Here is a 17914-nt window from a genome sequence, read left to right as displayed (position 1 = left end):
TCAGGAGTTGATGGATGATGGCGGGCTTCGGAAACGGTACGCGCAGGCACCCCCGTTCACGTGGCCGTACAGGCGCACGGACCGGGCCGGACAGCGCGACCCTGGGGATCGTCGGCACCGTGTGCGCGGTGGCCGGCTTCTTCACCCTGGGGATCGTCCTCGGACCGGCCGCGATGGTCTGCGGGTGGCTCGCCATGGGCCGCCGCTGGACCGGCTCGGGGCCGGTGCCGGCACTGATAGCCCTGGTGCTGGGAGCGATCGACACCCTCCTGGCGGTCATCTGGCTGGCGGGCGGCGCGGGCAACGGCCTGCTCTGACCCGGCCGGGCCGACATCAGGACGTGGGCCCGTGCGCCGTGCCGCGGCGCACGGGCCCACCGGTCTGTACGAGAGGCCCCGCCCCGTCTCACGGTCCGCCCCCCGACTAGTTCGGGGAATGTTCCTCCGGCCCCGGTGACAGGGGACGCGGCAGGATCCCCTGGCCGCCGGTCAGGGCGGCGACCTCGGCCCGCAGGGCCTGCACCTCCGCCGTGAGCGCCTCGATCGCCGCGGTCTGCTTCCGCTCCTCCACGTCGTCCTTCTCGAACCGGGAGATGAACCAGGCGGCGATGTTCGCGGTGACCACACCGAGGAGGGCGATCCCGGAGAGCATCAGGCCGACCGCGAGGACACGGCCCATCCCCGTCGTCGGGGCGTGATCGCCGTACCCCACGGTCGTCATCGTCGTGAACGACCACCACACCGCGTCACCCAGCGTCTTGATGTTCCCGTTCGGCGAGTCCCGCTCCACCGACAGCACGGCGAGCGAACCGAACATCAGCAGGCCGACCACCGCGCCCCCCACATAGGTCGTCAGCCGGATCTGCGAGGCCATCCGGGCGCGCCGCCCCACCAGCAGCAGCGTGGAGACGAGCCGCAGCAGCCGCAGCGGCTGCAGGAGCGGCAGGATCACGGCGCACAGGTCCAGCCAGTGGCCGCGGACGAAGGCCAGGCGCCGCGGGGCGAGGGCGAGCCGGACGAGATAGTCGACGGCGAAGGCCCCCCACACGACCCACTCCACCAGCGTGCAGGTCAGTGTCACCGGACGGCCGGCGTCACTGTCCACGATCGGTACGGCGTACCCGAGGGCGAACGCCACCGCGAGGACGAGCAGGGGCCGCTGGGTGCGCAGCTCCCAACGGGCCTGGGCGGATTCTTCGCTCATGCCCGCATCGTAGGGAGAAAACGCACGGGGGGCGGCGGACCCGTGGGCCCGCCGCCCCCCGTCGCTCCTGTCCGCCGCTACGCCTCGCCGCCCGCGGGTCCCGGGTCGGCCGCCCTCACGTCGAGCAGCTGATAGCGGTCGACGGCCTGCTTGAGCACCGACCGGTCCACCTTGCCCTCACGGGCCAGTTCGGTCAGTACGGCGACCACGATCGACTGCGCGTCGATGTGGAAGAAGCGCCGGGCCGCGCCGCGCGTGTCCGCGAAGCCGAAGCCGTCCGCGCCGAGGGACTGGTAGGTGCCGGGCACCCACCGGGCGATCTGGTCGGGAACCGATCGCATCCAGTCGGAGACGGCCACGAACGGGCCCTGGGCGGAGGACAGCTTCCGCGTCACGTACGGGACGCGCTGCTCCTCCTCGGGGTGCAGCAGGTTGTGCCGCTCCACCTCCACGGCCTCGCGCCGCAGTTCGTTCCAGGAGGTCGCCGACCAGACGTCGGCCCGCACGTCCCACTCCTCGGCGAGGATCTTCTGCGCCTCCAGGGCCCAGGTGACGCCGATGCCGGAGGCCATGATCTGCGCGGGGATCGTGCCCGCGGTGCCCTCGCGGAAGCGGTGGATGCCCTTCAGGATGCCCTCGGCGTCCACGTTCTCCGGCTCGGCCGGGTGCTGGAGCGGCTCGTTGTAGACGGTGAGGTAGTAGAAGACGTCCTCGCCCTGCGGGTGTTCCTCGGACGAGCCGTACATGCGGCGCAGACCGTCCTGGACGATGTGCGCGATCTCGAAGCCGAACGCCGGGTCGTAGGCGACGCAGCCCGGGTTCGTGGAGGCCAGCAGCTGGGAGTGGCCGTCCGCGTGCTGGAGGCCCTCACCGGTCAGTGTCGTCCGTCCGGCGGTCGCGCCCAGGACGAAACCGCGCGCCAACTGGTCGGCCATCTGCCAGAACTGGTCACCCGTTCGCTGGAAACCGAACATCGAGTAGAAGACGTAGACCGGGATGAGCGGCTCGCCGTGGGTGGCGTACGCCGAGCCCGCGGCGATCAGCGAGGCCGTGCAGCCCGCCTCCGAGATGCCGTCGTGCAGCATCTGGCCGGTCGGCGACTCCTTGTAGGCGAGCAGCAGTTCGCGGTCCACCGACTCGTACTGCTGGCCGAGCGGGTTGTAGATCTTCGCGCTCGGGAAGAACGAGTCCATGCCGAACGTGCGGTACTCGTCGGGCGCGATCAGCACGAACCGCTTGCCGATCTCCTTGTCCCGCATGAGGTCCTTGAGCAGTCGTACGAACGCCATGGTGGTGGCGATGGACTGCTGGCCCGAGCCCTTCTTCACGGTCGCGTACGTCTTGTCGTCGGGCAGGGCCAGGGGCTTCGACCGCACGACGCGCGTCGGCACGTACCCGCCGAGGCTCTTGCGGCGGTCGTGCATGTACTGGATCTCCTCCGAGTTCCGGCCCGGGTGGTAGTACGGCGGCGCGCCGTCCTCCAGCTCCTTGTCGGAGATCGGCAGGTGCAGCCGGTCGCGGAACCCCTTCAGGTCGGCGACCGTCAGCTTCTTCATCTGGTGCGTGGCGTTGCGGCCCTCGAAGTTCGGGCCGAGCGTCCAGCCCTTGACCGTCTGCGCCAGGATCACCGTCGGCTGGCCCGCGTGCGCCTTGGCCGCCGAGAACGCCGCGAAGATCTTCTTGTGGTCGTGACCGCCGCGCCCCAGGTGCAGGATCTGGTCGTCGGTCATGTTCTCGACCATCGCGCGCAGCCGGTGGTCGTCCCCGAAGAAGTGCTGGCGGATGTACGCGCCCGTCTCCGTGGCGTACGTCTGGAACTGGCCGTCCGGCGTGGTGTTCAGCCGGTTGACGAGCACCCCGTCGCGGTCCTGCGCGAGCAGCGGGTCCCAGGTGCGGTCCCAGACCAGCTTGATGACGTTCCAGCCGGCGCCCCGGAACTGCGACTCCAGCTCCTGGATGATCTTGCCGTTGCCGCGCACCGGGCCGTCGAGGCGCTGGAGGTTGCAGTTCACGACGAAGGTCAGGTTGTCCAGGCCCTCGCGCGCGGCGATCGAGAGCTGGCCGAGCGACTCCGGCTCGTCCATCTCGCCGTCGCCGAGGAACGCCCAGACGTGTGACGTGGAGGTGTCCGCGATGCCGCGCGCCTCCATGTAGCGGTTCATCCGCGCCTGGAAGATCGCGCCGAGCGGGCCGAGGCCCATGGAGACCGTCGGGAACTCCCAGAAGTCCGGCATGGAGCGCGGATGGGGGTAGCTGGAGAGCCCGTCGGGGTACTTCGACTTCTCCTGGCGGAAGCCGTCCAGCTGGGCCTCGGTGAGCCGGTCCAGCAGATAGGCGCGCGCGTAGATGCCGGGGGAGGCGTGCCCCTGGAAGAAGACCTGGTCGCCGCCGTCGCCCTCGTCCTTGCCGCGGAAGAAGTGGTTGAAGCCGACGTCGTAGAGCGAGGCGGAGGAGGCGAAGGTCGCGATGTGACCGCCCACGCCGATGCCGGGGCGCTGCGCCCTGGAGACCATCACCGCGGCGTTCCAGCGGGTCGCGTTGAGGACCTTGCGCTCGATCTCCTCGTTGCCGGGGAAGAACGGCTCGTCCTTGGTGGCGATCGTGTTGACGTAGTCCGTGCTGCGCATCTCGGGCACGGCCACGCGCTTCTCACGGGCCCGCTCGATGAGCCGCAGCATCAGATAGCGGGCCCGTTCGCGGCCGCGCTCGTCCACGGCGGCGTCGAGGGAGTCGAGCCACTCCTGAGTCTCCTCAGGGTCGAAGTCCGGGACCTGGCTGGGAAGGCCGCCAATGATGATCGGGTTGCGATCGGATCCGGAAGCCACGCTGTTCCTTCGCTGTCAGAGGGCTGTCTTCGTGGTTTTTCCCTGCATCTGCACCGATCCCCATCGTGTACCCCGCGAACGCGTACGTCATCTCTACCAAGGGGTAACCCGGACGTTCGTGCGGATCGTTGGGACGGTCTCGACCAAAACGTAACGATACGCTCAGGGGGTGACGCGTTCCGCAAAGCCGTTCGGCTTTCGCACGTTCCGAGGGTTCCGAAGGGAACAAATGGGGCAGAAGTGTGTGGTGCCCGTCACGTGGCGTCATGATGGCCCGTCGGGAGTTGCGTCGGCACTGCCAGGATCGTCACCGTTTCGGCGGTCTCGACGGCCGGGTACTTGCGCGATCCGCTCCGCCCGTGTGGACTACGGCCAACGCTTCGCGTACACGCGTGGCTGAGATCCCCCGGCTCCGGACGAGCGGGGGGAGACCCTAATTCCGAAACACGATCAGGAGGCAAGCCGTGAGCGCGACCGCGGACCACGCGGAGGAGCGGACCAACCCGGCCGACAGGCTGGGGTTCGAGCCCGGACAGGTGGTCCAGGAGATCGGCTTCGACGACGACGTTGACCACGAGCTCCGCGAAGGCATCGAATCGCTGATCGGCCAGGAACTGGCCGACGAGGACTACGACGACGTCGCAGACGTGGTGCTGTTGTGGTTCCGGGACGAGGACGGCGATCTCGCGGACGCACTGGTGGACGTCATCGGTCTCCTTGAGGACGGCGGCATGATCTGGCTGCTGACCCCGAAGACCGGCAGGGACGGTTACGTCGAGCCCAGCGACATCACCGATGCCGCACAGACAGCCGGCCTCACCCAGAGGAAGAGCATCTCCGTCGGCAAGGAATGGTCGGGCACCCGCCTGGCCACCCCCAAGCGCTGAACTGCAGCCCCGTCTGCAAGCAGAGCATCCGTGAGGCCCCCGCCGAGCCACCTCGGCGGGGGCCTCACGCATGCCCCGGGCCGCCCCGGCGGGGCTCTCGGCCCCGTCCGCCGGCCGGCCGGGGCGGGCGGCCTCCCGCGCGCCCGGGTGCCCTGCGGGGGGTCGCGCCGTCGCCCGGGGGCGATCACTGCGTACGCTGGTCGTCACCCGAACAGACCCTTGGAAGGGAAGCGAGTGACTATGGCCGTCGAGGTCGGCACCAAGGCACCGGACTTCGAGCTGAAGGACAACCACGGCGCGACCGTGAGGCTGTCCGACTTCCGTGGCGAGAAGAACGTGGTGCTGCTCTTCTACCCCTTCGCTTTCACCGGCGTGTGCACCGGCGAGCTGTGCTCCCTGCGCGACAACCTGCCGCAGTTCACCGACCGCGACACCCAGCTCCTCGCGGTCTCCAACGACTCCATCCACACCCTGCGCGTCTTCGCCGAGCAGGAGGGCCTGGAGTACCCGCTGCTCTCCGACTTCTGGCCGCACGGCGACATCTCGCGCGCGTACGGCGTCTTCGACGAGGACAAGGGCTGCGCCGTGCGCGGCACGTTCATCATCGACAAGGAGGGCGTCGTCCGCTGGACCGTCGTCAACGCCCTGCCGGACGCGCGTGACCTGAACGAGTACGTCAAGGCGCTCGACACCCTGTGATTCTTCGGTCCCAAGGCCTGCAAGGCACGGGAACCCGTCACTAGGATCGAACCGTTGATCCGATACCAACGCACCTACGGGGCTCCCCGCCCCTGAACACCATTGGGAGGACTCGTGGGAGTCAGCCTCAGCAAGGGCGGCAACGTATCGCTGTCGAAGGAGGCCCCGGGACTGACCGCGGTCATCGTCGGTCTGGGATGGGACGCCCGGACCACCACCGGCGTGGACTTCGACCTCGATGCCAGCGCCATCCTCACGAACGCGGACGGCAAGGTCAGCACCGACCAGAACTTCGTGTTCTTCAACAACCTGAAGAGCCCGGACGGCTCGGTGGAGCACACCGGTGACAACATCACCGGTGAGGGCGAGGGCGACGACGAGCAGATCAAGGTCAACCTCGCCGCCGTTCCCGCCGACGTCGCGAAGATCGTGTTCCCGGTCTCCATCTACGACGCCGAGAGCCGCCAGCAGTCCTTCGGCCAGGTCCGCAACGCCTACATCCGCGTGGTGAACCAGGCCGGCGAGGCGGAGATCGCGCGCTACGACCTCTCGGAGGACGCCTCGACGGAGACCGCGATGGTCTTCGGCGAGCTCTACCGCAACGGCGCGGAGTGGAAGTTCCGCGCCATCGGCCAGGGCTACGCGTCGGGCCTGCGCGGCATCGCGCAGGACTTCGGCGTCAACGTCTGAGCCACGGCCCTCGGGCATCCCGGTCCGGTGCCGCACCGCCTCGGTGCGGCACCGGACCGGCCGTACCAAAAGAAGAAAGCACCTCGGGAGGACCAGCATCATGGGCGTCACGCTCGCCAAGGGGGGCAATGTCTCCCTCTCGAAGGCCGCACCGAACCTCACGAATGTGATGATCGGGCTCGGCTGGGACGCGCGCTCCACCACCGGAGCCGACTTCGACCTCGACGCCAGCGCCCTGCTGTGCAGCGGCGGCCGGGTGCTCGGGGACGAGTGGTTCATCTTCTACAACCAGCTCAAGAGCCCGGACGGCTCCGTGGAGCACACCGGCGACAACCTCACGGGTGAGGGCGAGGGCGACGACGAGTCGATCCTGATCGACCTCGCGAAGGTCCCCGCTGTCGTCGACAAGATCGTCTTTCCGGTCTCCATCCACGACGCGGACAACCGCGGCCAGACGTTCGGCCAGGTCAGCAACGCCTTCATCCGTGTCGTCAACCAGGCCGACGGTCAGGAACTCGCCCGCTACGACCTCTCCGAGGACGCCTCCACCGAAACCGCGATGATCTTCGGCGAGGTCTACCGGTACAACAACGAATGGAAGTTCCGGGCGGTCGGTCAGGGGTACGCGTCGGGACTGCGGGGCATCGCACTCGACTTCGGGGTCAATGTTTCCTAGACCCACCTGTATCAGCCGAAGGCGGCCCCTTAGACTTCGTGGTCAACAGTAGGTAAAGCCGAGTACGGCGCGGGGGATGCGTACTCTCCGGGCCACCGCTTGGGGGTGCCCCCACCACACACGATGATTGGGTAGCCAGTGCTTCTGAAAACCTTCGGCTGGTCGTTCGCGATCACCGCGCTCGGTCTGGCCGCGGCGGCCGTCTACGGGGGGTGGACCGCCTTCGGCATCGTGGCGATCCTGGCCGTCCTGGAGATCTCGCTCTCCTTCGACAACGCGGTCGTCAACGCCGGAATCCTGAAGAAGATGAATGCCTTCTGGCAGAAGATCTTCCTCACGGTCGGTGTCCTGATCGCCGTCTTCGGCATGCGTCTGGTCTTCCCCGTCGTGATCGTCGCCATCAGCGCCAAGATCGGCCCGATCGACGCGGTCGATCTCGCGCTGAACGACAAGGACAAGTACCAGCAGCTGGTCACCGACGCCCACCCGTCGATCGCCGCCTTCGGTGGCATGTTCCTGCTCATGATCTTCCTCGACTTCATCTTCGAGGACCGGGACATCCAGTGGCTGCGCTGGATCGAGCGTCCGCTGGCCAAGCTCGGCAAGGTCGACATGCTGTCGGTCTGCATCGCCCTGATCGTCCTGCTGATCACCTCGATGACCTTCGCGGTCCACGCCCACCAGCACGGCGGCGGCCACGCCGACAAGGCGCAGACGGTGCTGGTCTCCGGCATCGCCGGTCTGATCACGTACATGATCGTCGGCGGACTCTCCGGCTACTTCGAGGACAGGCTCGAGGAAGAGGAGGAGCGGGAGCACGAGGCGGAGGAGGAGGCCGAGCGCACCGGCAAGCAGAAGCCGGCCATCGTCCTCGCCGGCCAGGCCGCGTTCTTCATGTTCCTGTACCTGGAAGTCCTGGACGCCTCCTTCTCCTTCGACGGGGTCATCGGCGCCTTCGCCATCACCAACGACATCGTGCTGATGGCGCTCGGCCTCGGCATCGGCGCCATGTACGTCCGGTCGCTCACCGTCTACCTGGTCCGCCAGGGCACCCTCGACGACTACGTCTACCTGGAGCACGGCGCCCACTACGCGATCGGCGCCCTGGCCGTGATCCTCATGGTCACCATCCAGTACGAGATCAACGAGGTCATCACCGGACTCGTCGGCGTCGTCCTGATCGCCTGGTCCTTCTGGTCCTCCGTGCGCCGCAACAAGGCGCTCGCCGAGGCCGAGGGAAAAGCCCCGGCCTCGGACGAGAAGGCTGAGGTCTCGTCCGGGGTGTGACGCCCGCCCGCCCGAGGAACGCTCTGAACGGGGCGGCCGCGGAGGACGAGTCCTCCGCGGCCGCCCCGTCGCACACCGACAGACGTGGGGGGGCCGAATGGGCATCTGGCAGGACCTGTGGCGCGGCCGCTCGGCGGACTTCGATTCCGGCAGCGCGGCTTCCAACGCCATCGAAATGACCAAGCGCAACCACACGGTCTCGCTCACCAAACAGGGCGCGGCCAGTGGCAACCTGCGCATCAACCTGTCCTGGCGGATGCGCACCTCAGACATCGGCGGGCCGCAGCGCGGCAGCCTGCTGCGCAATCCGCTGCGCACCTTCAAGCCGGAGATGGTCCAGGCGCACACCCAGAGCATGGTCAACGTCGACCTCGACCTCGGCGTCATGTACGAGTTGACGGACGGCACCAAGGGCGTCGTCCAGCCGCTCGGCAGCTTCTTCGGCGAACTCAACGCCCCGCCCTACGTGAAGCTCAGCGGCGACGACCGCTTCGGATCCGGCTCGGGCGAGACGGCCTTCGTCAACCTCGACCACCGCGACGACATCAAACGCCTGCTGGTCTTCGTCTACATCTACGACCAGACCCCGGCCTTCGACCGTACGCACGCCGTCATCACGCTCTATCCGAGCAACGGCCCGCGCATCGAGATCGGCCTGGAGGAACGCCACCCGCAGGCCCGCTCCTGCGCCGTCGTCATGATCGAGTGCAACAAGGGCGAGGTGACCGTACGCCGCGAGGTCAGGTTCGTGTACGGCTTCCAGGCCGAACTCGACCGCCTCTACGGCTGGGGGCTCCAGTGGGGCCGCGGGTACAAGTCCAAGGCCGACCGTTAGCGGTCGGCCGGGCCCGGCCGACCGCCGGCGTCCACGCCCGCCGGACTCAGCGGCTCATGAACTGCGGCCCCTGCGGAGGCAGCCGGAAATCGGGGTCCGGCCCCGACCCCACCGCCTGCGGGAAGCCGTACGCGGGCTGCGTGACCGGCGCGCTCTGCGGCTGCGGGTAGCCGTAGGCGGAAGGATCCGCCTGCGGCCCGGCGGGCTGGGGATAGCCGTAGGCCGGCCCGGTCGCGGCCGCCGCGGCGGGCCCCGGATAGCCGTAGGCGGGCTGCTGCGGGACGGGAGCCGGCTGCTGCGCGACCGGGGCGGAATGCTCCGGCGGCAGCGGCAGCGAGGTCTCCGGAGCCGTGGCGGGCGAGGCCCAGGCGGCCGCCTGGGGCGCGGACCCTGCACCGGACATCGCGGTGGCCTCGGCGGACTCGTCCACCGAGATCCCGAAATCGGTCGCGAGCCCCACCAGACCGTTGGAGTAGCCCTCGCCGAGCGCCCGGAACTTCCATCCGTCACCGCGCCGGTACAGCTCGCCGCAGATCAGCGCGGTCTCCGCGCCGGTCTCGGGCTTGATGTCGAAGTACGCCAGAGGTTCACCGTCCGCGACGGCCGCGTCGTACAGCAGGATGCGCAGATCGCGTACGCGGTCGAAGGTGACGTCGTCGGCCGATGCGACCAGCAGAATCCGGCCGACACCGGGCTCGACACCCGTCAGATCCGTCTGGATCGTGTCGGTGAGGCCCTCGGCGCCGCGCTTCTTGCCGAGCCGCCACACCTTGCCCGACGGATGGCGGGGCTGGTTGTAGAAGACGAAGTCCTCGTCGGATCGCACACGACCGCCGGGGCCGAGGAGCAGCGCGGAGGCATCGACATCGGGGACACCCTGACCGGGCGTCCAGCGCAGGACGGCGCGCACCGCTGTGGCGTCCAGCGGGACGTTCGACCCTTTCAGCATCGCGTGCGTCATGCGGTCATCCTGCCTTGTCGGTCCTGGTCACGACAATGTGGGGTCGTTCCGGAACCGGCCTGTGATGGACACTGCTGAGTAACGCGAACTTCACACGGGGTGGGAATCCCCGACACGGAAGCGTACGTACTATTACCGGCCACATCACATTCGGCCATCCAGCCGCCGCGGGGGGAGTCCCATGCGTCATTTCGGTCATGTCACCCCGGAGGAGCGGCAGCGCCTCTTCCACCAGGAGCCCGGCGTCTTCACGTCCGACTCCCCGGCCAGGGTGCTCGCCGCCGCACTCGGTGCGACGCTGTACAGCCCGGCGACCCGGCCGACGCTCGCCGACGACGTCGTCAAGCAGGCCGCACGCGGCGTCGTCTCGATGGTGCTGTGCCTGGAGGACTCGATCGACGACTCCGAGGTCGTGGGCGCCGAGGAGAACCTGGTCCGCCAGTTCACCGACCTCGCGGCCCGCCCGGACACCGGCGAGACGCCCCTGCTGTTCGTCCGGGTCCGCTTCCCCGAACAGATCCCCGACCTCGTGCGGCGCCTCGGCCCCGCCGTCCGGCTGCTGTCCGGATTCGTGATGCCGAAGTTCACCGAGGAACGCGGCACGCCCTTCCTGGAGGCCCTCACCGCCGCCGAGGCGGAGAGCGGCAGACGGCTCTTCGCCATGCCCGTCCTGGAGTCGCCCGAACTGCTCTACCGCGAATCACGCGTGGAGACCCTGGAGGGCATCTTCCGCGCCGTCGACAAGTACCGCGACCGGGTGCTCGCGCTGCGCCTGGGCGTGACGGACTTCTGCTCCTCCTACGGGCTGCGCCGCGCCCCCGACATGACCGCGTACGACGTCCAGGTGGTCGCCTCCGTGATCGCCGACGTGGTCAACATGCTGGGGCGCGCCGACGGCACGGGCTTCACCGTCACCGGGCCCGTGTGGGAGTACTTCCGCGTCCCGGAGCGCATGTTCAAGCCGCAGCTGCGCCGCAGCCCCTTCCTGGAGGGACAGGCGGAGGAACTGCGCGAGAAGCTGCTCGAACACGCCATGGACGGGCTGCTGCGCGAGATAGCACTCGACCAGGCCAACGGCCTGATGGGCAAGACCTGCATCCACCCCTCGCACGTGCCGCCCGTGCACGCCCTGTCCGTGGTCAGCCACGAGGAATTCAGCGACGCCCAGGACATCCTCAGGCCGGAACGCTGCGGCGGGGGTGTACTGAGATCGGCGTACACGAACAAAATGAACGAGGTGAAGCCGCATCGCGCCTGGGCCGAGCGGACCCTGCTGCGCGCCGAGGTCTTCGGGGTCGCCCGCGAGGACATCGGCTTCGTCGACCTGCTCCTCGCCGGACTCCCGGCGTGAGCCGGCCCGTCCGAGCGGCGCGCAACCCCGACAGCAAGGAACAGATGAACACCCCAGCGCATGACCCGAACCCCCCCGGCGGCAACGGCCCGGACGGCGTGAGCGGCCCGGACCACGCGCGGGACGCGGTGTGGACCGGGACCTGGGTCGCCGAGCGGCTCGGTGTCGAGCTCGTCGGCGACGAGGAGCTGAGCGGCCTGCTGGGGCTCGCGCTGCGGCGCAACCCCAAGCGCGCCCATCTGCTCGTCTCCAACGTCCTCGGCAAGCACGTGCCGCAGTCGCCCGCCGTCGTCCACGGGTACGGCGTCGAGCTCGGCCGGCGGGTGCGCGAGCTGCTGGGCACCGAGGAGGCCCGCGCGGCCGTGGTCCTCGGGTACGCCGAGACGGCCACCGGGCTCGGCCACTCGGTCGCGGACGGGGTGGGCGTCGCCCCGTACCTCCACTCCACCCGCCGCCCGGTCACCGGGGTACGGCAGGCGGGCGGCTTCGAGGAGTCCCACTCGCACGCCACCTCGCACCTCCTCCTTCCCGAGGACCCGGGCCTGCTCGCCGGCTCCGGCCCGCTGGTCCTCGTCGACGACGAGTTCTCCACCGGCAACACCGTCCTCAACACCATCCGCGACCTGCACCGGCGCTACCCGCGCGAGCGGTACGTCGTCGTGGCGCTGGTCGACATGCGCTCACCGGCCGACCACGCGCGCTTCGAGGAGTTCGCCGGGGACATCGGCGCCCGCGTGGACCTGGTCGCGGCCGCGTCGGGGACGGTGCGCCTGCCCGAGGACGTCCTGGCGAAGGGGACGGCCCTGGTCGCCCGGCACGAACCGGCGACGCCCCCCGCCCCCGCCCCCGAAAGTGCGGGCCGGGCCGTCCGCATCGGCCTCGGCTGGCCGCACGGCCTCCCCGACGGCGGACGGCACGGGTTCACCCCCGGACACCGAATACGCCTGGAGGCGGCCCTGCCCGGCATGGCGGGGCGCCTCGCCGACGCCCTGCCGGACGACGCGCGCCGCGTCCTGGTCCTCGGCTTCGAGGAGCTGATGTACGCGCCGCTGCGACTGGCCCACGAGCTGGAGCGGACGGTCCCCGCCGAGGTGCGCTTCTCCACCACGACCCGGTCCCCGGTGCTCGCCCTGGACGACCCCGGCTACGCCATCCGCAGCCGCATCGCCTTCCCGGCCCACGACGACCCGGACGACGGCCCCGGCGAGCGCTACGCCTACAACGTCGCGGGCGCCGGCTTCGACGCGGTCGTGGCGGTCGTCGACTCCACCGCCGACACCCCCGAACTGCACGCTCCCGACGGCCTGTTGGCACAGTTGGCGGCGCACACCCCGCACGTCCTGCTCGCCGTCGTGCCCTCGTACGTGCCCGTACGGCCGTCCACCGAAAGGCCCTTCATGCTGCCCGAGCCCCTTCGCGGCCCCGCCTTCTCCTCGTACGCCCCCGACGAGGTCGGCTGGCTGCTGCAGGACCTGTCGGACGTGACGCTGGAGGCGCCGACCGAGGAGCGCGAGGAGGCGATCCAGAGCGGCGGCGCCCACTACGCCGAGTCGCTGCCGGTCGAGTACCAGCCGAGCGCCGCGTACCAGGAGCTCTTCCACGCGGCCCTCACCGCCTCCGCCGCCCGGATCGCCGAGGCCGTCGGCGCCGTCACCGAACTCGTGCTCGCCGACCGGTCCCCGCGTCCCGTCCTGGTGTCCCTGGCCCGTGCCGGAACCCCCGTCGGGGTCCTGATGCGCCGCTGGGCGCAGCACCAGCACGGCCTCGACCTGCCGCACTACGCCGTCTCCATCGTCCGCGGCCGGGGCATCGACGCCAACGCGCTGCGCTGGCTCGCCGCCCACCACGACCCGGCCGATGTCGTCTTCGTCGACGGCTGGACCGGCAAGGGCGCCATCACCCGGGAACTCGCCGACGCCATCGAGGAGTTCGAGAAGGCCGAGGGCATCACCGGCTTCGACCCGGAGATAGCCGTGCTCGCCGACCCGGGCTCGTGCGTGCGCACGTACGGCACCCGCGAGGACTTCCTCATCCCCTCCGCCTGCCTCAACTCGACCGTCTCCGGGCTGATCTCGCGCACCGTCCTGCGTTCCGACCTGGTCGGCGAACACGACTTCCACGGCGCGAAGTTCTACCGCGAGCTCGCCGGCTCCGACGTCTCCGTCGAGTTCCTGGACGCCGTCGCCGCCCACTTCACCGACGTCGCCGAAGCGGCCCGCGACCGGGCGAAGGAACTCCTCGCCGCGGACCGCGAACCCACCTGGGAGGGCTGGGCGGCGGTCGAGCGCATCAGCGAGGAGTACGGCATCCACGACGTGAACCTCGTCAAGCCGGGCGTCGGCGAGACCACCCGGGTGCTGCTGCGCCGGGTCCCCTGGAAGATCCTCGCGCGCGCCGGAGCGGGCGCCGACCTCGACCACGTCAGGCTGCTCGCCGGACAGCGCGGGGTGCCCGTCGAGGAGGTCGAGGAACTCCCTTACACCTGCGTCGGGTTGATCCACCCGAAGTACACGCGCGGCGCGACCGGTGCCGACGGCAAGGCGGTGACGCTCTGATGTCCCTGCCCAAGGCACTCGTCGCCAGCGACCTCGACCGCACGCTCATCTACTCCTCCGCCGCCCTCGCCCTCACCATGCCGGACGCCCGTGCGCCCCGGCTGCTGTGCGTCGAGGTGCACGAGAGCAAACCCCTCTCCTACATGACGGAGACGGCCGCCGCGCTGCTCACCGAACTCGGTGACATCGCGCACTTCGTGCCCACCACGACCCGCACCCGCAAGCAGTACCAGCGCATCAACCTGCCCGGCCCCGCCCCCGCGTACGCGATCTGCGCCAACGGCGGACACCTGCTCGTCGACGGCGTCTCCGACCCGGACTGGCACGCGCACGTGAAGGATCGGCTCGCCTCCGAGTGCGCGTCGCTCGACGAGGTGCGCGAGCACCTGGAGAGGACCGCGGACCCGCTCTGGGCGCGCAAGCACCGCATCGCCGAGGACCTGTTCGCCTATCTGGTCGTGGAGCGGGAACTGCTCCCCGAGGAGTGGGTCAAGAACCTGGCCGTGTGGGCGGAGAACCGCGGCTGGACGGTCTCGTTGCAGGGCCGCAAGATCTACGCCGTGCCGAAGCCGCTCACCAAGAGCGCGGCCGTGCGCGAGGTCGCCCGCCGCACCGGAGCCGTCCTCACCCTCGCCGCGGGGGACTCGCTGCTCGACGCCGACCTGCTGCTCGTGGCGGACCGCGGCTGGCGTCCGGGCCACGGTGAACTCGCCGAGGCCGACTGGACGGCGCCGGCGATCACCGCCCTCCCGGAGCGGGGTGTCATGGCGGGGGAGCGGATCCTGCGCGAGTTCGTGGGCGCCAGCGCGGGCCGGGGACAGGTCTGAGGGGCCCCGGAACCCGCTCCTGGTCCCGGTTCGTTCCCGCGGCCGCCGTGCCGGGTGTGCCCCGGGGTGAGACACCCCGGGGCACACCCGGCACGGGACCGTCCGGTTCCCGGACGGTCCGGCCCGGGGCGGTTCCGCCTCCGGAACACCGGCCCGGCCGGGTCCATCCGGTATTCCGAACCCCGTTCGGAACGCGAGCCGTCGTGCCCGACTCCGGTGCTTTCCCGGCGAACGGGGATTCCGGTGGAGATTCCGCCCGCGATGCGCCCGGTTCGGCACCCGGTGGAACATGTGCGGAACTCGGTCCCGGTGCGGACGGGTTGGGGGCGACCGGGCCGTTTCGTCACGACACGCCGGGTCCGGTCCGGGCGAGGCTGAAGAGTCGGTAAGAAATCTCCGCGGTCAGCCGCAGCAGCCGCCGCCGCAGCACCCGCCTCCGCCACCGCCCGAACGCGGCGCGGGGGCCGGCGCGGACGCCGAACCGCCCCTGGCGACGGCGACCGTCGACAGCAGTTTGACGGTGTCGTCGTGCCCGGCGGGGCAGGCCGCGGGGGCGGCCGATTCGGCCATGGGACGGCTCAGTTCGAAGGTGTCGCCGCAGGTCCGGCAGCGGTACTCGTAGCGAGGCATGCGCACAGGTTAGCCGGAGCGGGCCGCTGTCCGGAGGGCTCCGGGGCCCTCGTCGCGCGTGGCGGGCCGGGGCCTCCGGGGCGGGGGTGACGGCTGGGCGAAGAGGGCTGTCGAGGGACGCCCGTTGACCCCTGAACTTTTTTGTCTCGTTGCTGATCGAAGGGATTGGATTGGTCGCTGATAATTTAATAGGGCCGCGACGAGCCGCAAGGTCGGGGAGGGGGGCTCGCAGCCGCGAAAGCGGCCGCTGCAACTACCCGCGCGCGCAATTCCGAAGTGCGGAGGGAGACGCAGTCGTGACCAGGACATGGCATCACACCGATGCCCTGAATCCCCTGCCCTTGGGCCGCTCGGACGCGGGGGTGTGCCATGGCTAACGCATCCGGACCGCAGCGCGGCCGCGGAAGCCGCCGCAAGCCCGCGGAGCCCTCCAAGCTGTCCCGGCTGGCCACGCGGCTCGCGCCGTTCGCCCGGCGCCTCAAACCCGCCTACCCGCGCCCCGGGAGGACCGGCCTGCGGCGCTGGCTCCCCTCCTGGCGGCAGTGGCTCGGCGCCTTCGCGCTGTCCATAGGCCTGACCGGCTCGCTGCTCGTCATCGCCTACGCCGCAACGGACATACCCAAGAACCTCAACACATATGCCACCCAGCAGGACAACGTCTACTTCTGGTCGGACGGCACCCCGATGGCCCGTACCGGCTGGGTGCGGCGTCAGGACATGCCGCTGAAGGACATACCCGTGGACGTGCGCTCGGCGGTCCTCGCGGCGGAGAACGAGAGTTTCTACAGCGACCCCGGCATCTCCGCCAAGGGCCTGGCCCGCGCCCTGGTGAAGACGGTCGGCCAGGGGGACACCCAGGGCGGCTCCACCATCACCCAGCAGTACGTCAAGAACGTCTATCTGACCCAGAACCGTTCGCTGACCCGCAAGTTCACCGAGGCCATGATCGCCCTCAAGCTCGACAACAGGATGAGCAAGGACGACATCCTCGAGGGCTACCTCAACACCAGCTGGTTCGGGCGCGGCACCTACGGCCTCCAGCGGGCCTCCCAGGCCTACTACGGCAAGGACGTGAGCCACCTCGACGCCAGCGAGGGCGCCATGCTCGCCTCGCTCCTCAAGGGCGCGGGCCTCTACGACCCCACCCTGAGCAAGGCCAACCACAAGCGCGCCGAGGAACGCTGGGCCTGGATCCTCGACCGCATGGTCGACTACGGCAAGCTCTCGGCCGCCCAGCGGGCCAAGTACACGAAGTTCCCCGAGCCGATCAAGCAGACCGGCAGCTACGACACCGGAAAGCAGAGCGACTACCTGGTCGAGCTGGCGACCCAGTACGCCAAGAAGGCCGGGCACATCTCCGACCGGGACTTCGACCTCGGCGGCTACCAGATCTACACGACCTTCGACCGCAAGCGCGAGAGCGCGCTCACCGACGCCGTGACCAAGGCCCGCAAGGCGGCGCAGAAGGACGACCCGGGCAACGCGAAGGCCGCCCACTACGGTGCCGCCTCGATCGCCGACGACGGCCGGGTCCTCGCCGTCTACGGCGGTCCCGACCACCGCAAGCAGGGCTACAACGAGTCCAACGCGACCACCGTCCCGGCCGGTTCGGCCTTCCTGCCCTTCGTCTACGCCGCCGCCCTGGAGAACGGCGTCCACAAGACCCGCGAGGGCACGGCCACCCCGGTCACCCCCGGGACCCTCTACGACGGCAACGACGGCGTGCCGGTCAGCACGCCCGAGGGCCCCTACTGGGACCGCAGCGGCAAGAAGGTCGCCGCCCACAACGAGGGCAACAAGAACTACGGCCAGATCACGCTGCGCACGGCCCTCGCCTCCAACGTGAACACCCCGTTCATGCAGCTCGGCATGGACGCCGGCCTGGACAAGGTGCGCGCGACCGCCGAGGCCTCGGGCCTGCTCTCCTCCAGCATCGGACCGCAGGTGCCGGGCATGTCCCTCGGCTCGGCCACGCCCAGCGCGATCCGCATGGCCAGCGCCTACGCCACCTTCGACGCCGACGGGAGGCACTACGAGCCGTACTCGGTCCAGCGCATCACCCGCAACGGCTCCCGCGTCCGGCTGGACATGCCCGCACCCCATCGCGCGATGCGCGCGGAGGTGGCCCGCCAGGTCACCGAGGCGCTCTCGGACTCCTTCCGCACCGGCCACCCGGGCGCGGCACCCCTCACGGCGAAGGTGGCCGGCAAGCGGGGCGCCACGCTGGACGACAAGGCCGCCTGGTACGTGGGTTCGAACGATTCCGTGTCGACGGCGGTGGTCCTCTACCGTATCGACCTGACCAAGAGCCTCGAACCGCTGCCGCTCAAGGGGATCGCCGGCGCACCCGTCGCCGACGTGCCGTACGGCATCTGGTCCGGTGCCATGAGCCCGCTCCGCTGATCCCGTCGGCCGGCCGTCCGGTCCGGCCCCCGCCGACGGCCACCCGGTGGCCGCGCCAAGCTCCTTCCGTCCCCCTCGCAGAATG

Annotated in this window: 15 protein-coding genes; 11 read left to right on the top strand and 4 right to left on the bottom strand. The window is 70.0% G+C overall.

Annotation, left to right across the window (positions count from 1 at the left end; all coding sequences use genetic code 11):
• Nucleotides 1-14: 14 nt before the first annotated feature.
• A complete protein-coding gene (locus ACICHK_RS13705) occupies nucleotides 15-317 on the top strand; it encodes a small hydrophobic protein (RefSeq protein ID WP_151468186.1) in 303 nt (100 codons plus the stop codon).
• Between the two features lie 106 nt (nucleotides 318-423).
• Here ACICHK_RS13705 and ACICHK_RS13700 read toward each other — a convergent pair whose 3' ends face one another.
• Both ACICHK_RS13700 and aceE read right to left on the bottom strand, forming a co-directional pair.
• The gene (locus ACICHK_RS13700) at nucleotides 424-1203 is read right to left on the bottom strand and encodes a potassium channel family protein (RefSeq protein ID WP_406837116.1); all 780 of its coding nucleotides are present in this window, start codon (nucleotides 1201-1203) and stop codon (nucleotides 424-426) included.
• Between the two features lie 77 nt (nucleotides 1204-1280).
• A complete protein-coding gene (aceE, locus tag ACICHK_RS13695) occupies nucleotides 1281-4028 on the bottom strand; it encodes a pyruvate dehydrogenase (acetyl-transferring), homodimeric type (protein ID WP_406837115.1) in 2748 nt (915 codons plus the stop codon).
• Between the two features lie 464 nt (nucleotides 4029-4492).
• Between aceE and ACICHK_RS13690 the strand changes: the two genes are divergently transcribed.
• From ACICHK_RS13690 to ACICHK_RS13665, 6 genes are all read left to right on the top strand, one after another.
• On the top strand, nucleotides 4493-4915 hold the full coding sequence (locus ACICHK_RS13690; protein WP_406837114.1) for a DUF3052 domain-containing protein: 423 nt from the start codon (nucleotides 4493-4495) through the stop codon (nucleotides 4913-4915).
• 240 nt (nucleotides 4916-5155) lie between these two features.
• The gene (locus ACICHK_RS13685) at nucleotides 5156-5614 is read left to right on the top strand and encodes a peroxiredoxin (RefSeq protein ID WP_151468188.1); all 459 of its coding nucleotides are present in this window, start codon (nucleotides 5156-5158) and stop codon (nucleotides 5612-5614) included.
• A gap of 114 nt (nucleotides 5615-5728) precedes the next feature.
• Nucleotides 5729-6304, top strand: coding sequence for a TerD family protein (locus ACICHK_RS13680; protein ID WP_151468189.1), 576 nt, complete (start codon nucleotides 5729-5731; stop codon nucleotides 6302-6304).
• Between the two features lie 100 nt (nucleotides 6305-6404).
• Complete coding sequence (locus ACICHK_RS13675; RefSeq protein WP_151468190.1) at nucleotides 6405-6980, top strand: TerD family protein; 576 nt, start codon at nucleotides 6405-6407, stop codon at nucleotides 6978-6980.
• A gap of 138 nt (nucleotides 6981-7118) precedes the next feature.
• A complete protein-coding gene (locus ACICHK_RS13670; protein ID WP_103548658.1) occupies nucleotides 7119-8267 on the top strand; it encodes a DUF475 domain-containing protein in 1149 nt (382 codons plus the stop codon).
• Nucleotides 8268-8364: 97 nt separating this feature from the next.
• Nucleotides 8365-9102, top strand: a complete 738-nt coding sequence (locus ACICHK_RS13665; protein ID WP_151468191.1) for a Tellurium resistance — start codon at nucleotides 8365-8367, stop codon at nucleotides 9100-9102.
• A 46-nt stretch (nucleotides 9103-9148) separates the two neighbouring features.
• Here the strand turns inward: ACICHK_RS13665 and ACICHK_RS13660 are convergent, their stop codons facing one another.
• Nucleotides 9149-10063: a TerD family protein gene (locus ACICHK_RS13660; protein WP_406837113.1), complete on the bottom strand. Its 915-nt coding sequence runs from the start codon at nucleotides 10061-10063 to the stop codon at nucleotides 9149-9151.
• 181 nt (nucleotides 10064-10244) lie between these two features.
• Here ACICHK_RS13660 and ACICHK_RS13655 point away from each other — a divergent pair, with 181 nt between their 5' ends.
• Genes ACICHK_RS13655 through ACICHK_RS13645 form a run of 3 tightly spaced genes read left to right on the top strand, consistent with a single transcriptional unit; the run spans nucleotide 10245 to nucleotide 14796 of the window.
• The gene (locus ACICHK_RS13655; protein WP_151468193.1) at nucleotides 10245-11414 is read left to right on the top strand and encodes an HpcH/HpaI aldolase/citrate lyase family protein; all 1170 of its coding nucleotides are present in this window, start codon (nucleotides 10245-10247) and stop codon (nucleotides 11412-11414) included.
• 44 nt (nucleotides 11415-11458) lie between these two features.
• Nucleotides 11459-13969 (top strand): phosphoribosyltransferase, encoded by a 2511-nt coding sequence (locus tag ACICHK_RS13650; protein ID WP_406837112.1) that lies wholly within the window; start codon nucleotides 11459-11461, stop codon nucleotides 13967-13969.
• The gene (locus ACICHK_RS13645; protein WP_406837111.1) at nucleotides 13969-14796 is read left to right on the top strand and encodes an HAD family hydrolase; all 828 of its coding nucleotides are present in this window, start codon (nucleotides 13969-13971) and stop codon (nucleotides 14794-14796) included. The genes ACICHK_RS13650 and ACICHK_RS13645 overlap by 1 nt, the downstream gene beginning before the upstream one ends.
• A gap of 402 nt (nucleotides 14797-15198) precedes the next feature.
• Here ACICHK_RS13645 and ACICHK_RS13640 read toward each other — a convergent pair whose 3' ends face one another.
• Complete coding sequence (locus ACICHK_RS13640) at nucleotides 15199-15426, bottom strand: zinc ribbon domain-containing protein (RefSeq protein ID WP_151468195.1); 228 nt, start codon at nucleotides 15424-15426, stop codon at nucleotides 15199-15201.
• Between the two features lie 369 nt (nucleotides 15427-15795).
• On the opposite strand from ACICHK_RS13640, the gene ACICHK_RS13635 reads away from it, so the two are divergent.
• Nucleotides 15796-17829 (top strand): transglycosylase domain-containing protein, encoded by a 2034-nt coding sequence (locus ACICHK_RS13635; protein ID WP_406837110.1) that lies wholly within the window; start codon nucleotides 15796-15798, stop codon nucleotides 17827-17829.
• Nucleotides 17830-17914: the final 85 nt, after the last annotated feature.

It is taken from the genome of Streptomyces sp. AHU1 (genome assembly GCF_045343905.1).
GTDB lineage: Bacteria > Actinomycetota > Actinomycetes > Streptomycetales > Streptomycetaceae > Streptomyces > Streptomyces triticiradicis.
The sequence above is the reverse complement of the archived record's forward strand: the minus strand, read 5'-3'. Positions and strand labels throughout refer to the sequence as shown.